Here is a 16,263-nt window from a genome sequence, read left to right on the forward strand (position 1 = left end):
CGGCAAAGATTTTCCTCGCCGCCCTCGTGGCAGAAAGACTACTTGCCGAAGAACGGCACCTTCGGGTTGCCCGCGACGTTTGCCTTCTCGGCGAGCTCCTCGCCGGTAAAGGAGTGGACCTTCTTTGCATAGGCCTCGCGGTCGCTGAAAGCGGAGTACTGGCGCTCGCCGGCTAGGCGGTGCAGCAGGAAGCCGGTGAGGACGCCGCGGATCAGCTCGCGGGGTGCAGCCTTGACGCCGCCGAGCCCGGTTGCCAACTTGAAGAAGGTGTCCTCGCTCAGGCTCTGGTGGTTGGCGCCGTCGATCTCGAGGTAGGTGCACTCGCCCGCCCACTGCGAGGCGATCTTCGGTGCGTTGCCGAAGTCGAACAGCGGGCTCTCTTCGGAGCCGATGACGAGGCCGGGCGCGGTGACGGAGCTCGCCGCCGCGTCGGCCGGGGGAGTGGACTGCGCAGGATACAGCGCCGCCACGGCTGCGAGGTTGGGGCGGCCCGCCGCTGCGAGGATAGCGGCGCTGGCGCCCATGCCGTGGCCGACGAGTCCCAGGCGGTGCGGGGAGACCGTGATGTTGCCGGTGCCGAGGCGAACGCCCGCGAGGATCTGCAGCGAGCTTTCAAGATCGGCGGCGAACCCGCGGTGATCGGGGCTGATGCGCTTTTCCGAGTTCGGCGCGGCAACCACGATGCCCCAGCTTGCGAGGTGGCGCAGGGTGCCGTGGTACTTGGAGATGTCCTTCATCCAGTCGTGGCCAAACGCGATCGCGGGAAGCCCGGTGCCCTCGGCGGGGGTGTAGATCTTGCCGGGCAGGCCAGCGTAGTCGAGGTCGCCGACCATGACTCGGTGCGGACCGCGCTTGGATAGTTTCGACAGGTGCTTGTTCAAGTTCTCAGCCACAATTACTTAGGATAGTGGAAACCTAGACGTCATACATGCAGCATGCGGTGCTGGCCGGGACCCAGTTCGCGGGTGGCGTGCGGGCGAGGTGGTGGGCGAGTGGCACAATGATTAGTCATGAACCTGCTCGAAACCCGCATTGATCTGGACGCCATCGCCTTCAACACCCGAAAGATCAAGGAGTTGGTGGCCCCCGCGCAGCTCATGTGCGTGGTCAAAGCGGATGCCTACAACCACGGCGCGGCGCAGGCGGCCCGGGTCATGTCGGAAAACGGCGCGGACCAGTTCGGCGTCGCGACGCTCGCGGAGGCCCTCGAGCTGCGCGAGGCAGGCATCACGCTTCCCATTCTGTGCTGGATCTGGTCGCCCGAGCAGAAGGAGCTCGCGCGCAAGGCTGTTGCCGCGGGCGTCGATCTCGCCGTCGTCTCGACGGCACACGCCGACTTCCTGGCGGAGCTCGGCAAGGAGCACCCCGTGCGCGTGACCGTCAAGGTGGACACGGGCCTGCACCGCTCCGGCGTCGACGAGGCATCGTGGGCCGAGGTTTTTGCATTGCTTCGCGACGCCCAAGGCATCGAGGTCACGGGCATCTTCAGCCACCTAGCCTGCGCCGACGAGCCCGGCAACCCCTACACCGACTTCCAGGCCGACAACTTCCGCCGCGCCATCGAGCTGGGCCGCTCCCTCGGCCTCGCACTGCCCGTCAACCACCTGTCCAACTCTCCCGCGACGCTGACCCGACCCGACCTGCGCTTCGACATGGTCCGCCCCGGCATCGCGCTCTACGGGCTCGAGCCGATCCCCGAGCAGGATCACGGCCTGCGCGAGGCGATGAGCTGGGTGGGGAAAGTGACCGTCGTCAAGCCGGTGAAGGCCAGCGAGGGGACGAGCTACTCGATGACCTGGCACGCCGAACGCGACGGCTATCTCGCCGTCGTGCCCGCGGGCTACGCCGACGGCGTCCCGCGCGCCGCGCAGGGCCACATCCGCGTCACGATCGGCGGGCGCCAGTACCCACAGGTCGGCCGCGTGTGCATGGACCAGTTCGTCATCGATCTCGGTGAGAACCCCCACGCGGTCGCACCCGGCGACGAGGCCGTCATCTTCGGCCCGGACGGCATGAGCGCCACCGAGCTCGCCCAGGGCATCGGTACCATCAACTACGAAGTCATCTGCCGCCCGACGGGGCGCACCCGCCGGGTCACAAAGCCGTAGGCGTCGGAAAGCGAAAAGGAGCACGCGATGAAGGACACCTTTCCCCGTGAAGGGCGCGAACGCCTCGAGCGCGCCGAGGACACACAAGCGCTCGGCGAGCGGATCGGCCGGGCGGTTGAGGCGGGCGACGTGCTCATCCTCGACGGTCCGCTCGGGGCGGGCAAGACCACGTTCACGCAGGGGCTGGCGCGCGGCATGCAGGTCAAGGGTCGCGTGACGTCGCCGACGTTCGTCATCGCGCGCGAGCACCGCAGCCTAGTTGGCGGCCCTTCGCTCGTGCATGTCGACGCCTATCGGCTCGTCGACGCGGGCAGCGAGGACCCCTCGGGCGCGCTCGACTCCCTCGACCTCGACACCGAGCTCGACGAGGCCGTCGTCGTGGCCGAGTGGGGCGGGGGGCTCGTCGAACAGATCGCCGATCGCTACCTGCTCATCTCCTTCGACCGCACGACGGCGGTGGAGGAGGATCCGGAGTCGGAGGCCCGCATCGTGGAGTGGAAGTGGGTCGGCAGGTCGTAGGCGCGGCGGTGATCGGGCGGGGCGATGCCTCGCCCGTTTTTTCGTGCCCAGCCGCGGCCGGGCTAGAACCGCCGCGAAAAATGTGATATTTCTTGCGTTTGCGTTTGGAAGTTGACGTTTTCTCCCAGCAGGGCGACAATTAAGCGGAAACAATCGGGCTTAAAGCAACATTTGCTTCAAGGGGTTCTTTCACGCTTCAGCACAGGTACGAGGGTGCTCCTGACGCAGGCTCGACGGGGATACGTCGCCTTCGCGCGATCGAATCCTCCTCCACCACTACCAGAAGGAATCGTTTCCCGCATGATTAGCTTCCTCGTGGGCCAACCTCTGCTGACAATCATCCTCATCCTCGCCGTGGGGCTCGCGCTGGGCAAGGTGCGCGTCCTCGGCATCTCGCTGGGGGCCGCGGCCGTGCTCTTCGTGGCGCTGGCCCTGTCCACCATCGAGCCCGACCTCCAGCTCCCGCCGCTGCTCTACCAGCTGGGTCTGGCGATGTTCGTCTACGCCATCGGGCTGACGGCCGGCTCGGAATTTTTTTCCGAGTTCCGCCACCGCGGCTGGCGCCTGTCCCTGTTCATGGTCGCGCTGCTTGCGGCGATGGTGGGGCTGTCGGCGGTGTTCGCCAAGGTGCTCGGGCTCTCCGCCCCGCTCGGCACGGGCATGTTCGCCGGCGCGCTGACCTCCACGCCGGGTATGGCTGCGGTCGTCGCCATGCTCAACGACATGGACCCCTCGGTCGCCTCGGAGCCGGTCGTGAGCTACTCGCTGGCCTACCCGGGCGCGGTCATCGGCACCATTCTGGTCGCCGCCATCGGCGCCAAGGTGCTCAAGGTCGACCACGTCAAGGACGCCGCCGACGAGGGCATGATCTCCGAGCCGCTCGAGTGGGCGGCCGTGCGCATCGGCGCGGGCATCTCGGGCACCGTCGCGCAGCTGCCGGACATCGCGGGCGCGGACATCATCGCCACCCGCGTCGTGCACAGCGCCTCTCACCACGTGCTCGCCGCCCCCACCGACCGCGTCCACGAGGGCCAGGTGCTCATCATCAACGGCACCCCGGAGGCGCTGCAGACCGCCGTCGCCGCCCTCGGCGAGCTGGCCCAGGTCGAGCTCGCAAACACCGACCTCGAGTACCGCAGGCTGACCGTGTCCAACAAGAACATCGTCGGCCACCGCATCGGCGACCTCGACACCGTGCGCTCCGGGTTCATCATCGCCCGACTGCGCCGCGGCGACACCGACGTCGTCCCCGATGCGGACGACATCCTCCAGTACTCCGACCGCGTGCGCGTCATCGCCCCGCCCAACCGCATGGACGAGGTCAAGAAGTTCTTAGGCGACAGCGAGAAGTCGCTCGCGGACGTCGACCTGCTCCCGTTCTTCCTCGGCCTGCTCGGCGGCCTGCTCATCGGGCTCATCCCGATCCCGCTGCCGGGAGGCAACACCCTCTCCCTCGGCTTCGGCGGCGGCCCGATCGTCGCCGGCCTCATCCTGGGCTGGCTCAACCGCTCCGGGCGCGTGCAGTGGCAGCTGCCCTACCACGCCAACCGCACTATCTCCACCTTCGGCCTGGCCATCTTCCTCGCGGGTGTCGGCACGTCGGCGGGCGTGGGCTTCCGCTCGGCGCTCACCGACCCCAACTCGCTGAAGGTCATGGCCGCGGGTTTTGTCGTCACCGTCGTCTCCGCGCTCGTGTGCGCGACGGTGTGCATGCCGCTGTTCAAGCTGCGCTGGGACGAGGCCATGGGCGTTGCGGCGGGGGCGACCACCAACCCCGCCATGATCTCCTACATCAACGGCCAGACCGGCACGGATCTCGCCATGAGGGGATACGCCACCGTGTACCCGACCGCGATGATCGGCAAGATCATCGCCTGCCAGGTCCTCCTGCTCCTGCTCCTCTAGTTGCGATGACCCGGCCGCGAGCTAGGCGTCGACAAGCAAAGCAAGCACCACAGCAACTTGCCAGGAACTGCACAGCTCGGTTTAGGCAGGTTCACCGGCCGGTGCCGGACGCGTGCGGCTAGAGTATTGGAAAGTCATGGCGAAACCACAGCCCTAATAGGAGTCACCACCACAATGCAGCTCGGATCCACTGCCAAGAAGCTTCTCACCACCCTCATCGTCCTGTTCGCGCTGGCCGTCGCCGGCATGATCGGCGTCGCGCACAGCGGCACCGCCGTCAGCGCGCAGGAAGGCGCACTGGAGAAGACCCTGCACGCCATCTCGGCCAACAACCTCAACGCCACCGGCGTCGCCTTCGCCGACATCTACGGCGAGGATAAGACCGCGGCCGCCGTCGCCTGCCCGGGCGAGACCACCGACGAGCTCTCCTCGCGCCTCGGCGTCGACGTCTCCGGCATGAACCTCGCCGACAGCGGCGTCCCGGACGGCTACAACTACCTGATTCTCGCCGATCAGAACGGCGACCTGACCTACGACCGCATGGCGATGAGCGACATCAACCTCTGCGCTGGCCAGGGCCAGGGCACCTACCGTGCGTACGACATCGTGCCGTTCGTGAAGGACCCGGCCACCGGCGCCTGGGTGCTCGCCGCCTAAGCCCGCACCACTCCAAAACAAGCACGCTTGCCCGCCTGGACTAGGCTGGGTAAGCGTGCTTGTTCTTGCTATTGATACCTCCACCGCCGACCTCATCGTCGGGCTCGTCCGGGTTGGCGCCGCGACGGAGCTGGTCGGGGAGACGGTGCTCGCCGACTGCCGCCAGCACAATGAGCTGCTCACCCCCACGACGCTTTCTTTGCTTGCCGACGAAAAGCTAAAGCTGGCCGATGTCGATCACATCGTCGTCGGCTGCGGGCCGGGGCCGTTCACCGGCCTGCGCGTGGGCATGGCCACCGCCGCCGCCTTCGGCGACGCCCTCGGCATCCCGGTGCACGGGGTCTGCTCGCTCGACGCCGCGGCCCACGGCCTCGAGGGCTCGGCGCTCGTGGCCAGCGATGCCCGCCGCAAGGAGGTCTACTGGGCGCGCTACGAGAAGGGCGAGCGGGTCGAAGGCCCCGACGTCGTCCGGCCGGAGCAGCTGCCCACCGAGGTGGGCTACGACGTCGTCTCGATCACCCCGGCGCTTGTAGACCGCCTGCCGGAAGGCCTCCGCGCCGCCGAGGTCGTGCACAGCCAGCCGCTGCCGCTCAAGCTCGTGGCCGTCGCCGACCTCGAGGAGACCCCCGGCCCGCTCGTGCCCCTGTACCTGCGGCGTCCCGACGCCAAGGAACCAGCCGCGAAGCCGCGCTCGGCCGCGATCCCCGACGTGAAGCTCGACTGATGTCCAGCCCCGACTACGCGATCCTGCGGGAGCTTCACGACGCCGACGCCGCCCGCCTCGAGGAGCTCGAGCGCATCCTCTTCCCCGGCGACAACCCGTGGACGGCCGCCGATTTCCGCTCCGAGTTCGCTCAGCCGCACTCCTTCTACATCGGCGTCGAGCTGCCCGGCGGGGAAGGGGAGGCGCCGGTGCTGGCGGGCTACGCGGGCCTGGCGATGCTGGGACCCAAGACGAACCCGGAGTTCGAGATCCACACCATCGGCGTCGACCCCGCCCACCAGCGACGCGGGCTCGCGCGACTGCTCATGGACAACCTCATGCACGTGGCCGACCTCATGGGCGGGCCGGTGTTCCTCGAGGTGCGCACCGACAACGACCCGGCGATCGCCTTGTACGAGGCCTACGGGTTTCAGAAGATGGGCGTGCGCAAGCGCTACTATCAGCCCTCGGGCGCGGACGCGTTCACGATGGTGCGCCCGGCGGGAAAGCCTGACCCGCAGTAGGCTCGTGCCCGCGGTTTCGGCGCCGTAGGCGTCGACAAGCGGACAAGCGAACCCAATTTGCGGGCGTGAGTAGACTGTATTCCCATGATTATCCTGGGAATCGAGTCCTCCTGCGACGAGACCGGCGTGGGCATCATCGAGCTCGCCGACGACGGCACCATGACCATCCTCGCCGACTCCGTGGCCAGCTCCATGGAGCAGCACGCCCGCTTCGGCGGCGTCGTCCCGGAGATCGCCTCCCGCGCCCACCTCGAGGCGATGCAGCCGGTCATGCGCGCGGCGCTCGACGAGGCGGGCATCGACAAGCCCGACGCCGTCGCCGCCACCGTCGGCCCAGGGCTGGCGGGCGCGCTGCTCGTCGGCGCCTCTGCCGCGAAGGCCTACGCCGCGGCGTGGGACGTCCCCTTTTACGGCGTCAATCACCTGGGCGGGCACGTCGCCGTCGCCACGCTGGAGGGCGAGGAGCTGCCGCACTCGGTCGCGCTGCTCGTCTCCGGCGGGCACACCCAGATCCTTGAGGTCCAGGCCGTGGGCAAGCCGATGAAGGAGCTCGGCTCCACCCTCGACGACGCGGCGGGCGAGGCCTACGACAAGGTCGCGCGCCTTTTGGGCCTCGGCTACCCGGGCGGCCCGGTCATCGACAAGCTGGCCGCACGCGGCAACAAGAAGGCCATCGCCTTCCCCCGCGGGCTGTCCAAGAAGGACGACCTGCGCGGCCCGCACCGCTACGACTTCTCCTTCTCGGGGCTCAAGACCGCGGTCGCCCGCTACGTCGAGGCGGCCGAGCGCGCGGGCAAGGTCATCAGCGTCGAGGACGTGTGCGCGTCCTTCCAGGAGGCCGTGTGCGACGTGCTCACCGCCAAGGCCGTGCGCGCCTGCGAGGACACCGGCGCGAAGGTGCTGCTGCTCGGCGGTGGCGTGGCCGCGAACTCCCGCCTGCGCGAGCTGGCCCGCCGCCGCTGCGAGTCCAAGGGCATCGAGCTGCGCGTGCCGCGGTTCAAGCTGTGCACGGACAACGGCGTCATGATTGCGGCCGTCGGCGCGCAGCTCATCCACGAGGGCGCGGCGCCGTCCGGGCTGCGCATCGGCACCGACACCTCGCTGGAGGTCGAGGTTCCGCTGGTCCCGGCGCCCGCGGTCTAGCCCCACCACAGCGGTCCGGCCGCGCCGGGGGTGGCGCCAGGTTGCGCCCAGGTGACTCCCGCGTGAACTCTTGGTGCTCCGGTGGCGGGCGGCGTCTTTGTGCGGTTAGCTCCCAGATGAACTGTGGCCGACGAAGGATCGGCCGCGCCGTTTCCGTGGAGGACATCATGACCCGAGGCTTTCTGGTGAACCCAGATCTCACCCACCGTTTGATCGATTTCGAGCTCGCGCACGCCCAGCAGTTCCTGGGCGGGGTGACCGACGGGCGCCTGTCGGTGGCCTTCCAGGAGGACGGCACCACCTACGCCGCGATGTACTCCGCCTCGGCGAAGAAGGAGGGCGCGGAGCCCAACCCGGTCGCGTCGCTGGGTCGTTCCGAGGCCGAGACCGGCGACTCCGCCTTCTTTACGGATCCCGTGCGCGCCGTGTGCGGCCCGGTCATCTTCGTCGGCGCCGAGGGCGGCGACATCACCGAGAACGATATCCACCGCATCAAGGACGGCATGCGCGCCGTGCGCAACTACATGGAGGATCTCCCCGAGGAGTACGCGCTGTGGCGCGGCGCGGTGAAGAACCTCGGCCGTTTGAATTTCGACTAGCAGGTTCCCCACGTGTAGCCCGGCGTTCGCGTCGGGTTTTTGCTTATCGACGCCAAGGTGCCCGCCGCAATTGTTCGCTCAGAGAGGAAAATGTTGAGAGCTGGCACTCGCGAGGGTAGAGTGCCAGTAGGTTGTCAATCACACAGTTGTTCACCCGCGACGACGGCTGTGCTGGACTACGCACGCAACCGGCACATAATAAGAAACCTCTTATTCACGAAAGGAACATCGTGGCTAACGTCAACATCAAGCCCCTGGAGGATCGCATCCTCATCCAGATCAGCGAGGCTGAGACCACCACCGCCTCCGGCCTGGTCATCCCGGATTCCGCGAAGGAGAAGCCGCAGGAGGGCGTCGTCGTCGCTGCAGGCCCGGGCCGTTTCGACGGCGACGACCGCGTGCCCATGGACATCAAGGTCGGCGACACCGTCGTGTTCTCCAAGTACGGCGGAACCGAGCTGAAGTACAACGGCCAGGAGTACCTGCTGCTCAACTCCCGCGACGTGCTCGCGATCATCGAGAAGTAAAAGGCCGGTAATTCATCCATGGCAAAGCTGATTGCATTCAACCAGGAGGCCCGCGAGGGAATCCTGAAGGGTGTGGACACGCTGGCTGACGCCGTCAAGGTCACCCTCGGCCCCCGCGGCCGCAACGTGGTCTTGGAGAAGGCTTTCGGCTCTCCGACCGTGACCAACGATGGCGTGACCATCGCCCGCGAGATCGACGTCGAGGATCCGTTCGAGAACCTCGGCGCGCAGCTGGTGAAGTCCGTCGCCGTCAAGACCAACGACCTCGCAGGCGACGGCACCACCACCGCGACCCTGCTCGCCCAGGCGCTCATCACCGAGGGCCTGCGCAACGTCGCAGCTGGCGCTAACCCGATCGAGCTCAACCGCGGCATCGCCGCCGCAGCCGAGAAGGTCATCGAGGAGCTCAAGGCCCGCGCCACCGAGGTCTCCTCCAGCGCCGACATCGCCAACGTCGCCACTGTTTCTTCCCGCGACGAGGTCGTGGGCGAGATGGTCGCCGCCGCGATGGACAAGGTGGGCAAGGACGGCGTCGTCACCGTCGAGGAGTCCCAGTCGATCGAGTCCTACCTCGACGTTACCGAGGGCGTGTCCTTTGACAAGGGCTACCTGTCCCCGTACTTCATCACCGACCTGGACTCCCAGCAGGCCGTCTTCGACGACCCGCTGATCCTGCTCGTGCGCAACAAGATCTCCTCCCTGCCGGACTTCCTCCCGCTGCTGGAGAAGGTCGTCGAGGCCTCCAAGCCGGTCGTCATCATCGCCGAGGACGTCGAGGGCGAGCCGCTTCAGACGCTCGTGGTCAACTCCATCCGCAAGACGATCAAGGCCGTCGCCGTGAAGTCCCCGTACTTCGGCGAGCGCCGCAAGGCGTTCATGGATGACCTCGCCGTGGTTACCGCGGCCACGGTCATCGACCCCGAGGTTGGCGTCACCATGAACGAGGCGGGCATGGAGGTATTCGGTACCGCCCGCCGCGTCACCGTGACCAAGGACGAGACCATCATCGTCGACGGCGCTGGCACGGCCGAGGCCATCGAGGCCCGCCGCGAGCAGATCCGCCGCGAGATCGCCTCCACCGACTCCACCTGGGACCGCGAGAAGGCCGAGGAGCGCCTCGCCAAGCTGTCCGGCGGCGTCGCCGTCATCCGCGTGGGTGCCGCGACCGAGACCGAGGTCTCCGAGCGCAAGCTGCGCGTCGAGGACGCCATCAACGCCGCGCGTGCAGCGGCGCAGGAGGGCGTCATCGCTGGCGGTGGCTCCGCACTCGTGCAGATCGCCGCTGGCCTCGACGAGTTCGCCGAGGGCTTCGAGGGCGATGCGAAGGTGGGCGTCGAGGCCCTGGCCCGCGCGCTGGTAAAGCCGGCGTTCTGGATCGCCGCCAACGCTGGCCTCGACGGCGCCGTCGTGGTCAACCGCATCTCCGAGATGGACAACGGCTCCGGCTTCAACGCCGCGACCTTGGAGTACGGCAACCTGCTGGAGCAGGGCATCATCGATCCGGTGAAGGTCACCCACTCCGCAGTCGTCAACGCCACCTCCGTGGCGCGCATGGTGCTCACGACCGAGGCATCGGTTGTTGAGAAGCCGGTGGAGGCAGCACCGCCTGCCGCCGCTGGTCACCACCACCACTAATAGAGCGCTAAAAACTGCCCGCCGGGAGCCAAAGACCCCGGCGGGCAGTTTTTGGTGCTTAGACGCTGACCTTCTGGCGGCTGCGGGTGCGGTTGCGCAGGACGAGCTGGCGCTCCGACTCGGACAACCCACCCCAGATCCCGTAGGGCTCGGCGACCTTGAGTGCGTGCTCGCGGCAGGCGAGGAGGACCGGGCAGGCGTCGCAGATGGCCTTGGCCCGCAGCTCGCGCTGCATGCGCGCGCGGCCGCGCTCGCCGTCCGGGTGGTAGAAGACCTCTGAGTTCTTTCCGCGGCAGGCGCCGCGAAGCTGCCAATCCCAAAAATCTGCATTCGGTCCTGGAAGCAGGTTTGGCTGGGTCATAGTCCTAAGTTCTCCTTGATGGTGCACCGGCGCCTGAGGGTGTGCCGTGCTGCAGTTTTTCTCCCGCCGATTCGGGCAGGTGCTGTGCGCATCGCTTTGTGAATGCGCTGACCAGTGTGAACAAGGAAAGTAAACAGCTGGTTTCTCCCCGCTTTCGCCACAGTTGCGCAGGCAAAAACATCACGATTCTACCCGCGACCTCTCCGCCGCCCGCGTCCCTGAACAGGCCTTTTCTGAATAAGTGAAGTCTGGGTTAACTTTTCCTCCGTTGCCCCCGTCTGAGTCGTTATTAAAACGTAGTTCAATAACCGCCTGCGATCGGCATTCGGCTGGTTTACTGTTAGGGGCTTGATGTGCTCGACGTGCACGAAGAAGGAATGTCGCACGTGACGGGTATATTGGTGTGAGTACAAAAACGCCTTGGCTCACCAGTGCAGGGCGATGCAGGGACGTTGCTGGGAGCGCTCATCATGGCGGCCCCGGCAATCAGCGTTAAGGAATAAAGTTGTGAACGATCGAGAGCAGGAGCTGGCGGAACTCGTGCCGCTGGCTAGCGCTGGCGATCGTCGGGCGCTGCAACGGGTGATCAACATCATCCACCCCCCTCGTCCTCCGCTACGCGCGTGCGCGCATCTCCGGCGGCAAGCACCCCACGGCGGAGGACGTCGCCCAGGAGATCTGCCTGGCCGTGGCAACGAGCATCGGCCACTTCGTGGACCAGGGGCGCCCCTTCATGGCCTTCGTCTACGGCATCGCCTCCAACAAGGTGGCCGACGCCCACCGAAGCTTCGCTAGGGATCGGTCGAACCCCACCGACGAGGTTCCCGATATTGAAGTTGATAGTCGTACTCCGGAAGAATATGCGCTGGTCAGTGACGGTAGTAACAAAGTTCGGGAGCTGCTCGATTTATTAAGTGACAAGTCACGCGAAATACTGACCCTTCGAGTGTTCGTGGGACTTAGCGCAGAAGAAACAGCACAGATCGTAGGCAGCACGCCCGGTGCAGTCCGTGTGGCACAGCACCGCGCGCTTGCGACGCTACGCAAGGCACTCAAGCAGGAGACCAGCACGCAATGACGAATCGTGGTTTCGGGGAGGATAGCCCCGAGCAGCTCCCCGTCACGGAGTTCCTCGCTCCGATGAACGCGGACGATGAGTTTCTGTCTGCTTTGGCAGCCGGAGATGAGTCCTTGCGCGGTAGCGAGCCGCTGGCCGATCTGTTCCTCGACTTCAACGAGTCTTTGTCCGCCGACGTCCCCGCTCCGCCCTCGCTGGCCGAGCTCGGGATCGACGCCGGCCCCGCCACCGACGAGTTCCCTGTCGCCGCAGCGGGCGTGGCCTCCCTCGATGAAAAGCGCAAGACCCGCCTCCTGAGCAACTGGGCTTCGGGCCTCATCGGCGCGGCCGCCGCCACGCTGGTGATCGCGGGCGCGGGAACGGCGATCTCTTCCGCGGGCACCGATTCGCCGCTGTACGGCCTCAACCAAAAGCTTTTCGGCGGCGCCTCTCAGCAGGCGGTCATCGAGCTCGCCTCCACGCTGGAGGAGGCCAACAAGAAGAGCGAGGCGGGCGACCAGGAAGGCGCGCGCCAGCTCCTGGACGAGGCCCGCAACATCGTCAAGGGCATGAAGCCGAAGGACCGCCCCCAGGCGGAAAGCGACATCCAGCGCAGCCAAGACAACATCGAGAAGCAGACGGTGACCACCACCGTCACCGAGCCCGCGCCGAGCGACCCGTCCGCGGTCACCGTGACGGCCACCGCCGAGCCGGAGGCGAGCCCGCAGAATCCGGCCACTCCGCAGCCCGCCCCGGTCGAGACCCAGCCCGCGCCCGTCCCGCCGGTCGCGCCGGTGCAGACCCCGACCCCGGTCCAGCCCGCGCCGACGGACACCCCAGATCCGGGCGTGACCCCGACCAACCCCGAGCTTCCGCTCGACCCGCCGGAGATCTTCAACTAAAAAATCGGCGGCACCGCCTCGAAAGAGGAGGTGCCGCCGATTTTGCTTAGAAGCGAGGGGCCTCGAGCCCGTCGAGGTAGCCCAAGCAGTAGTCCCAGGGAACGTAGGCCTCGGGCCGGGGCTCGGCGCTGGGCTCGTGGACGGGGCTCAGCTCACCGGCCAGCGTCGAGCGCATGTTGGCCGCCATGATATCCCAGTCGTAGTAGTGGTTTTCTTGGCAGTCCTCGCAGTAGAAGAAGACGCCCATGATTCCGCGCGGGTAGAGCACGCGCTTGAACTCGGCCACCAGCTTGAGGTCCTGTTCGATCTGGACGCGTTCCTCGTCGGTCAGCGGCGGCAACGGTTCTTCGTCCTCGAGAAACGACGCGGGATCGTTCGGGTCGTCTGCAAAGGGGTCACGGGGCATCTGCCAGTCGAAGTTCACGTTCCTTACCCTAGAGGGCCGAAGTTGGAAGTTTCAAGCGGGGCGAGGCCCTCGCGATGAGGGTCGGGTTGCCCGCCTGTGGCCGTCGACAAGCACGGCAATGGGCCGTGACCCCCATTTTTGCGGCGGGATTCACCGTAACGGGCGCGAAGTACTACTCTTGTATCAAACATTGATGCAGGCAAGGGTGCGTCGCGCTTGCCTGAAGCGAGCACGGGGTGCCCTTTTCGAGGAGGAAATAGATGACGCAGCAGCGAGTTTCTACTGGTGGCGATGATTCGAACAAGGTAGCCCTCGTGGGCCTGACCTTTGATGACGTCCTGCTTCTGCCGGACGCCTCCGACGTGATCCCGTCCGAGGTGTCCACCAAGACTCAGCTCACCCGCAACATCAGCCTAAACATTCCTATTATTTCTGCGGCCATGGACACCGTGACCGAGTCCCGCATGGCCATCGCGATGGCGCGCGAGGGTGGGCTCGGCATCCTGCACCGCAACCTGTCCATCGAGGAGCAGGCCAGCCACGTCGAGACCGTCAAGCGCTCCGAGTCCGGCATGGTCACCGACCCGGTCACCGCCCGCCCCGACATGACCATCGCCGAGGTCGACGCCCTGTGCGCCCGCTTCCGCATCTCCGGCCTGCCGGTCGTCGACGAGGACGGCAAGCTGCTGGGCATCTGCACCAACCGCGACATGCGCTTCGAGCCGGACTTCAACCGCAAGGTCTCCGAGATCATGACCACCATGCCGCTGGTCGTGGCCAACGAGGGCGTGTCCAAGGAGGAGGCGCTGTCCCTGCTGTCCGCCAACAAGGTGGAGAAGCTGCCGATCGTCGACGCCCAGGGCAAGCTCACCGGCCTCATCACGGTCAAGGACTTCGTCAAGACCGAGCAGCACCCGAACGCCTCCAAGGACGCCCAGGGCCGCCTGCTCGTCGGCGCCGGCATCGGCGTGGGCGAGGAGTCGTGGACCCGCGCGGGCGCGCTGGTTGACGCGGGCGTGGACGTCCTCGTCGTCGACTCCGCGCACGCGCACTCCCGCGGCGTGCTCGAGATGGTCTCCAAGGTCAAGAAGGAGTGGGGCGAAAAGGTCGACGTCATCGGCGGCAACCTGGCCACCCGCACCGCGGCCAAGGCCATGATCGAGGCCGGCGCGGACGCGATCAAGGTCGGCATCGGCCCGGGCTCCATCTGCACCACCCGCGTCGTCGCGGGCGTCGGCGCCCCGCAGATCACCGCCATCATGGAGGCCTCCGTCCCGGCACACGCCGCGGGCGTGCCGATCATCGCCGACGGCGGCATGCAGTTCTCCGGCGACGTCGCCAAGGCGCTGGCCGCCGGCGCCTCCTCCGTCATGCTCGGCTCCATGCTGGCCGGCACCGCCGAGGCCCCAGGCGAGATCGTCGTGGTCGACGGCAAGCAGTACAAGCGCTACCGCGGCATGGGCTCCATGGGCGCCATGCAGGGCCGCGGTCTTTCCGGCGAGCGCAAGTCCTACTCCAAGGACCGCTACTTCCAGGCCGACGTCAAGAGCGAGGACAAGCTGGTGCCCGAGGGCATCGAGGGCCAGGTGCCGTTCCGCGGCCCGATCGGCTCGATCACCCACCAGATCGTCGGCGGCCTGCGCGCGGCGATGGGCTACACCGGTTCGGCCACGATCGCCGACCTGCAGCAGGCCCACTTCGTCCAGATCACCTCCGCGGGCCTGCGCGAGTCGCACCCGCACCACATTCAGCAGACGGTCAAGGCCCCCAACTACCACTAAGGGCTCAAACGCCAAAACCCGGGTCCCCAGCGTTGGGGCCTGGGTTTTTTCGCGTGTCGACGGCTAGAAGCTGCGAAGCCGAAGGCGTCGACAAGCGAAAATGCTTGTATGCACAGCCAAATTAGTCACTGTGACTAGGCCCGCGCGGGCGGGGCTGAGTAGACTTAATGGCTGTTGTCTTAACACCTCTTCCCTGAAGGAAATGAGTTTGTCATGCGTGACTACGTAGAAATTGGAATTGGGCGTGAAGCCCGCCGCACCTATGACTTGGACGCCATTTCGGTGCTGCCGGCTCGCCGCACCCGCTCTTCCAAGGACGTGGACACTACCTGGCACATCGATGCCTACACCTTCGACACCCCGTTCATGTCGCACCCGACCGACGCACTGGCCACGCCGGAGTTCATCATCGAGATGGACAAGCAGGGCGGGCTCGGCGTCATCAACGCCGAGGGCCTGTGGGGACGCCACGCGGACCTCGAGGCGGCCATCGCGAGCGTGGTGGAGGCCTACGGCACCGACGACCTCGACCCGGCGGCGAACACCCGCGCCACCCGCAAGCTGCAGGAGCTGCACGCGGCGCCGATCGACATGGAGCTGCTCACCGAGCGCATCGCGCAGGTCCGCGCGGCGGGCGCGACCGTGGCGGCCCGCGTCTCGCCGCAGAACGTCCGCGAGCTGGCCCCGGCCATCATCAAGGCGGGCGTGGAGATCCTCGTCATCCAGGGCACCATCGTCTCCGCCGAGCACGTGGAGACCGGCGGGGAGCCGCTCAACCTCAAGGAGTTCATCGGCTCCCTCGACGTGCCCGTCATCGCGGGCGGCGTGACCACCTACAACACCGCGCTGCACCTCATGCGCTCCGGCGCGGTGGGCATCATCGTCGGCGGCGGCTCGAACACCAACGACATCGCGCTCGGCATCGACACCCCGATGGCCTCGGCGATCGCCGACGTCGCCGCCGCGCGCCGCGACTACCTTGACGAGACCGGCGGTCGCTACGTCCACGTCATCGCCGACGGCTCCATCGAGAACTCCGGCGATGCGGTCAAGGCGATCGCGTGCGGCGCGGACGCCGTCGTGCTCGGCGAGCCGCTGGCGCGGGCCACCGAGGCCGCGGCTGGCGGCATCTACTGGCAGGCCTCTGCCGCCCACCCGCGCTTCCCGCGCGGCATCGTGGGCACCACCGGCATCGCCGGCGACGAGCGCTCCAGCCTCGAGGTCATCCTCCACGGACCCTCGGCCAACGTCTTCGGCGAGGAGAACTTCGTCGGCGGCCTGCGCCGCGCGCTGGCCAAGTGCGGCTACACCGACCTCAAGAGCTTCCAGAAGGTGGAGCTGACGATCGCGTACTAACCCGCGCAAGTGCGTGTGGTGTTCCCGCGCGCAGGAAGCCCCGAGGCTCGAAGGAGCCTCGGGGCTTCGCGTTTCCCTAG

16 protein-coding genes and 1 pseudogene are annotated in these 16,263 nt (G+C 67.0%); 14 read left to right on the forward strand and 3 right to left on the reverse strand.

Annotation, left to right across the window (positions count from 1 at the left end; genetic code table 11):
• Positions 1-38: 38 nt before the first annotated feature.
• A complete protein-coding gene (locus tag B843_RS02570; protein WP_025251960.1) occupies positions 39-893 on the reverse strand; it encodes a dienelactone hydrolase family protein in 855 nt (284 codons plus the stop codon).
• 117 nt (positions 894-1,010) lie between these two features.
• On the opposite strand from B843_RS02570, the gene alr reads away from it, so the two are divergent.
• The 10 genes from alr (at position 1,011) to groL (ending at position 10,320) form a co-directional block, all read left to right on the forward strand.
• Entirely contained in the window at positions 1,011-2,108 is a 1,098-nt protein-coding gene (gene alr, locus B843_RS02575) for an alanine racemase (protein ID WP_025251961.1), read from the forward strand.
• Between the two features lie 27 nt (positions 2,109-2,135).
• The gene (tsaE, locus tag B843_RS02580) at positions 2,136-2,627 is read left to right on the forward strand and encodes a tRNA (adenosine(37)-N6)-threonylcarbamoyltransferase complex ATPase subunit type 1 TsaE (RefSeq protein WP_025251962.1); all 492 of its coding nucleotides are present in this window, start codon (positions 2,136-2,138) and stop codon (positions 2,625-2,627) included.
• 300 nt (positions 2,628-2,927) lie between these two features.
• Entirely contained in the window at positions 2,928-4,532 is a 1,605-nt protein-coding gene (locus tag B843_RS02585) for an aspartate:alanine exchanger family transporter (protein WP_025251963.1), read from the forward strand.
• Between the two features lie 174 nt (positions 4,533-4,706).
• Entirely contained in the window at positions 4,707-5,189 is a 483-nt protein-coding gene (locus B843_RS02590; protein ID WP_025251964.1) for a hypothetical protein, read from the forward strand.
• 55 nt (positions 5,190-5,244) lie between these two features.
• On the forward strand, positions 5,245-5,913 hold the full coding sequence (gene tsaB / locus B843_RS02595) for a tRNA (adenosine(37)-N6)-threonylcarbamoyltransferase complex dimerization subunit type 1 TsaB (RefSeq protein WP_025251965.1): 669 nt from the start codon (positions 5,245-5,247) through the stop codon (positions 5,911-5,913).
• The gene (rimI, locus tag B843_RS02600) at positions 5,913-6,416 is read left to right on the forward strand and encodes a ribosomal protein S18-alanine N-acetyltransferase (RefSeq protein ID WP_034649017.1); all 504 of its coding nucleotides are present in this window, start codon (positions 5,913-5,915) and stop codon (positions 6,414-6,416) included. Before tsaB ends, rimI begins: the two co-directional genes overlap by 1 nt.
• 84 nt (positions 6,417-6,500) lie before the next feature.
• Positions 6,501-7,559 (forward strand): tRNA (adenosine(37)-N6)-threonylcarbamoyltransferase complex transferase subunit TsaD, encoded by a 1,059-nt coding sequence (tsaD, locus tag B843_RS02605; RefSeq protein WP_025251967.1) that lies wholly within the window; start codon positions 6,501-6,503, stop codon positions 7,557-7,559.
• A 167-nt stretch (positions 7,560-7,726) separates the two neighbouring features.
• Entirely contained in the window at positions 7,727-8,158 is a 432-nt protein-coding gene (locus tag B843_RS02610; protein ID WP_025251968.1) for a hypothetical protein, read from the forward strand.
• Between the two features lie 230 nt (positions 8,159-8,388).
• On the forward strand, positions 8,389-8,685 hold the full coding sequence (groES, locus tag B843_RS02615; RefSeq protein WP_025251969.1) for a co-chaperone GroES: 297 nt from the start codon (positions 8,389-8,391) through the stop codon (positions 8,683-8,685).
• An 18-nt stretch (positions 8,686-8,703) separates the two neighbouring features.
• A complete protein-coding gene (gene groL / locus B843_RS02620) occupies positions 8,704-10,320 on the forward strand; it encodes a chaperonin GroEL (protein ID WP_025251970.1) in 1,617 nt (538 codons plus the stop codon).
• A gap of 58 nt (positions 10,321-10,378) precedes the next feature.
• On the opposite strand, the gene B843_RS02625 is transcribed toward groL, so the two are convergent.
• Positions 10,379-10,681 (reverse strand): WhiB family transcriptional regulator, encoded by a 303-nt coding sequence (locus B843_RS02625; protein WP_025251971.1) that lies wholly within the window; start codon positions 10,679-10,681, stop codon positions 10,379-10,381.
• A 507-nt stretch (positions 10,682-11,188) separates the two neighbouring features.
• On the opposite strand from B843_RS02625, the pseudogene B843_RS02630 reads away from it, so the two are divergent.
• Positions 11,189-11,759: pseudogene (locus tag B843_RS02630) on the forward strand (sigma-70 family RNA polymerase sigma factor).
• Positions 11,756-12,640, forward strand: coding sequence for a superantigen-like protein SSL4 (locus B843_RS02635; protein WP_025251972.1), 885 nt, complete (start codon positions 11,756-11,758; stop codon positions 12,638-12,640). Before B843_RS02630 ends, B843_RS02635 begins: the two are co-directional and overlap by 4 nt.
• Positions 12,641-12,686: 46 nt before the next feature.
• On the opposite strand, the gene B843_RS02640 is transcribed toward B843_RS02635, so the two are convergent.
• Positions 12,687-13,064 (reverse strand): DUF5319 domain-containing protein, encoded by a 378-nt coding sequence (locus B843_RS02640; RefSeq protein ID WP_025251973.1) that lies wholly within the window; start codon positions 13,062-13,064, stop codon positions 12,687-12,689.
• Positions 13,065-13,306: 242 nt separating this feature from the next.
• On the opposite strand from B843_RS02640, the gene guaB reads away from it, so the two are divergent.
• Together guaB and B843_RS02650 are read left to right on the forward strand one after the other, a co-directional pair.
• Entirely contained in the window at positions 13,307-14,827 is a 1,521-nt protein-coding gene (guaB, locus tag B843_RS02645; RefSeq protein WP_025251974.1) for an IMP dehydrogenase, read from the forward strand.
• A gap of 213 nt (positions 14,828-15,040) precedes the next feature.
• Entirely contained in the window at positions 15,041-16,183 is a 1,143-nt protein-coding gene (locus tag B843_RS02650; RefSeq protein ID WP_025251975.1) for a GuaB3 family IMP dehydrogenase-related protein, read from the forward strand.
• Positions 16,184-16,263 lie beyond the last annotated feature (80 nt).

This window comes from Corynebacterium vitaeruminis DSM 20294, assembly GCF_000550805.1.
GTDB lineage: Bacteria > Actinomycetota > Actinomycetes > Mycobacteriales > Mycobacteriaceae > Corynebacterium > Corynebacterium vitaeruminis.

Coding starts and splice junctions, on each gene's coding strand:
- alr (WP_025251961.1), top strand. CDS start 1,011: ATGAACCTGCTCGAAACCCGCATTGATCTGGACGCCATCGCCTTCAAC.
- tsaE (WP_025251962.1), top strand. CDS start 2,136: ATGAAGGACACCTTTCCCCGTGAAGGGCGCGAACGCCTCGAGCGCGCC.
- B843_RS02585 (WP_025251963.1), top strand. CDS start 2,928: ATGATTAGCTTCCTCGTGGGCCAACCTCTGCTGACAATCATCCTCATC.
- B843_RS02590 (WP_025251964.1), top strand. CDS start 4,707: ATGCAGCTCGGATCCACTGCCAAGAAGCTTCTCACCACCCTCATCGTC.
- rimI (WP_034649017.1), top strand. CDS start 5,913: ATGTCCAGCCCCGACTACGCGATCCTGCGGGAGCTTCACGACGCCGAC.
- tsaD (WP_025251967.1), top strand. CDS start 6,501: ATGATTATCCTGGGAATCGAGTCCTCCTGCGACGAGACCGGCGTGGGC.
- B843_RS02610 (WP_025251968.1), top strand. CDS start 7,727: ATGACCCGAGGCTTTCTGGTGAACCCAGATCTCACCCACCGTTTGATC.
- groL (WP_025251970.1), top strand. CDS start 8,704: ATGGCAAAGCTGATTGCATTCAACCAGGAGGCCCGCGAGGGAATCCTG.
- B843_RS02625 (WP_025251971.1), bottom strand. CDS start 10,681: ATGACCCAGCCAAACCTGCTTCCAGGACCGAATGCAGATTTTTGGGAT.
- B843_RS02635 (WP_025251972.1), top strand. CDS start 11,756: ATGACGAATCGTGGTTTCGGGGAGGATAGCCCCGAGCAGCTCCCCGTC.
- guaB (WP_025251974.1), top strand. CDS start 13,307: ATGACGCAGCAGCGAGTTTCTACTGGTGGCGATGATTCGAACAAGGTA.
- B843_RS02650 (WP_025251975.1), top strand. CDS start 15,041: ATGCGTGACTACGTAGAAATTGGAATTGGGCGTGAAGCCCGCCGCACC.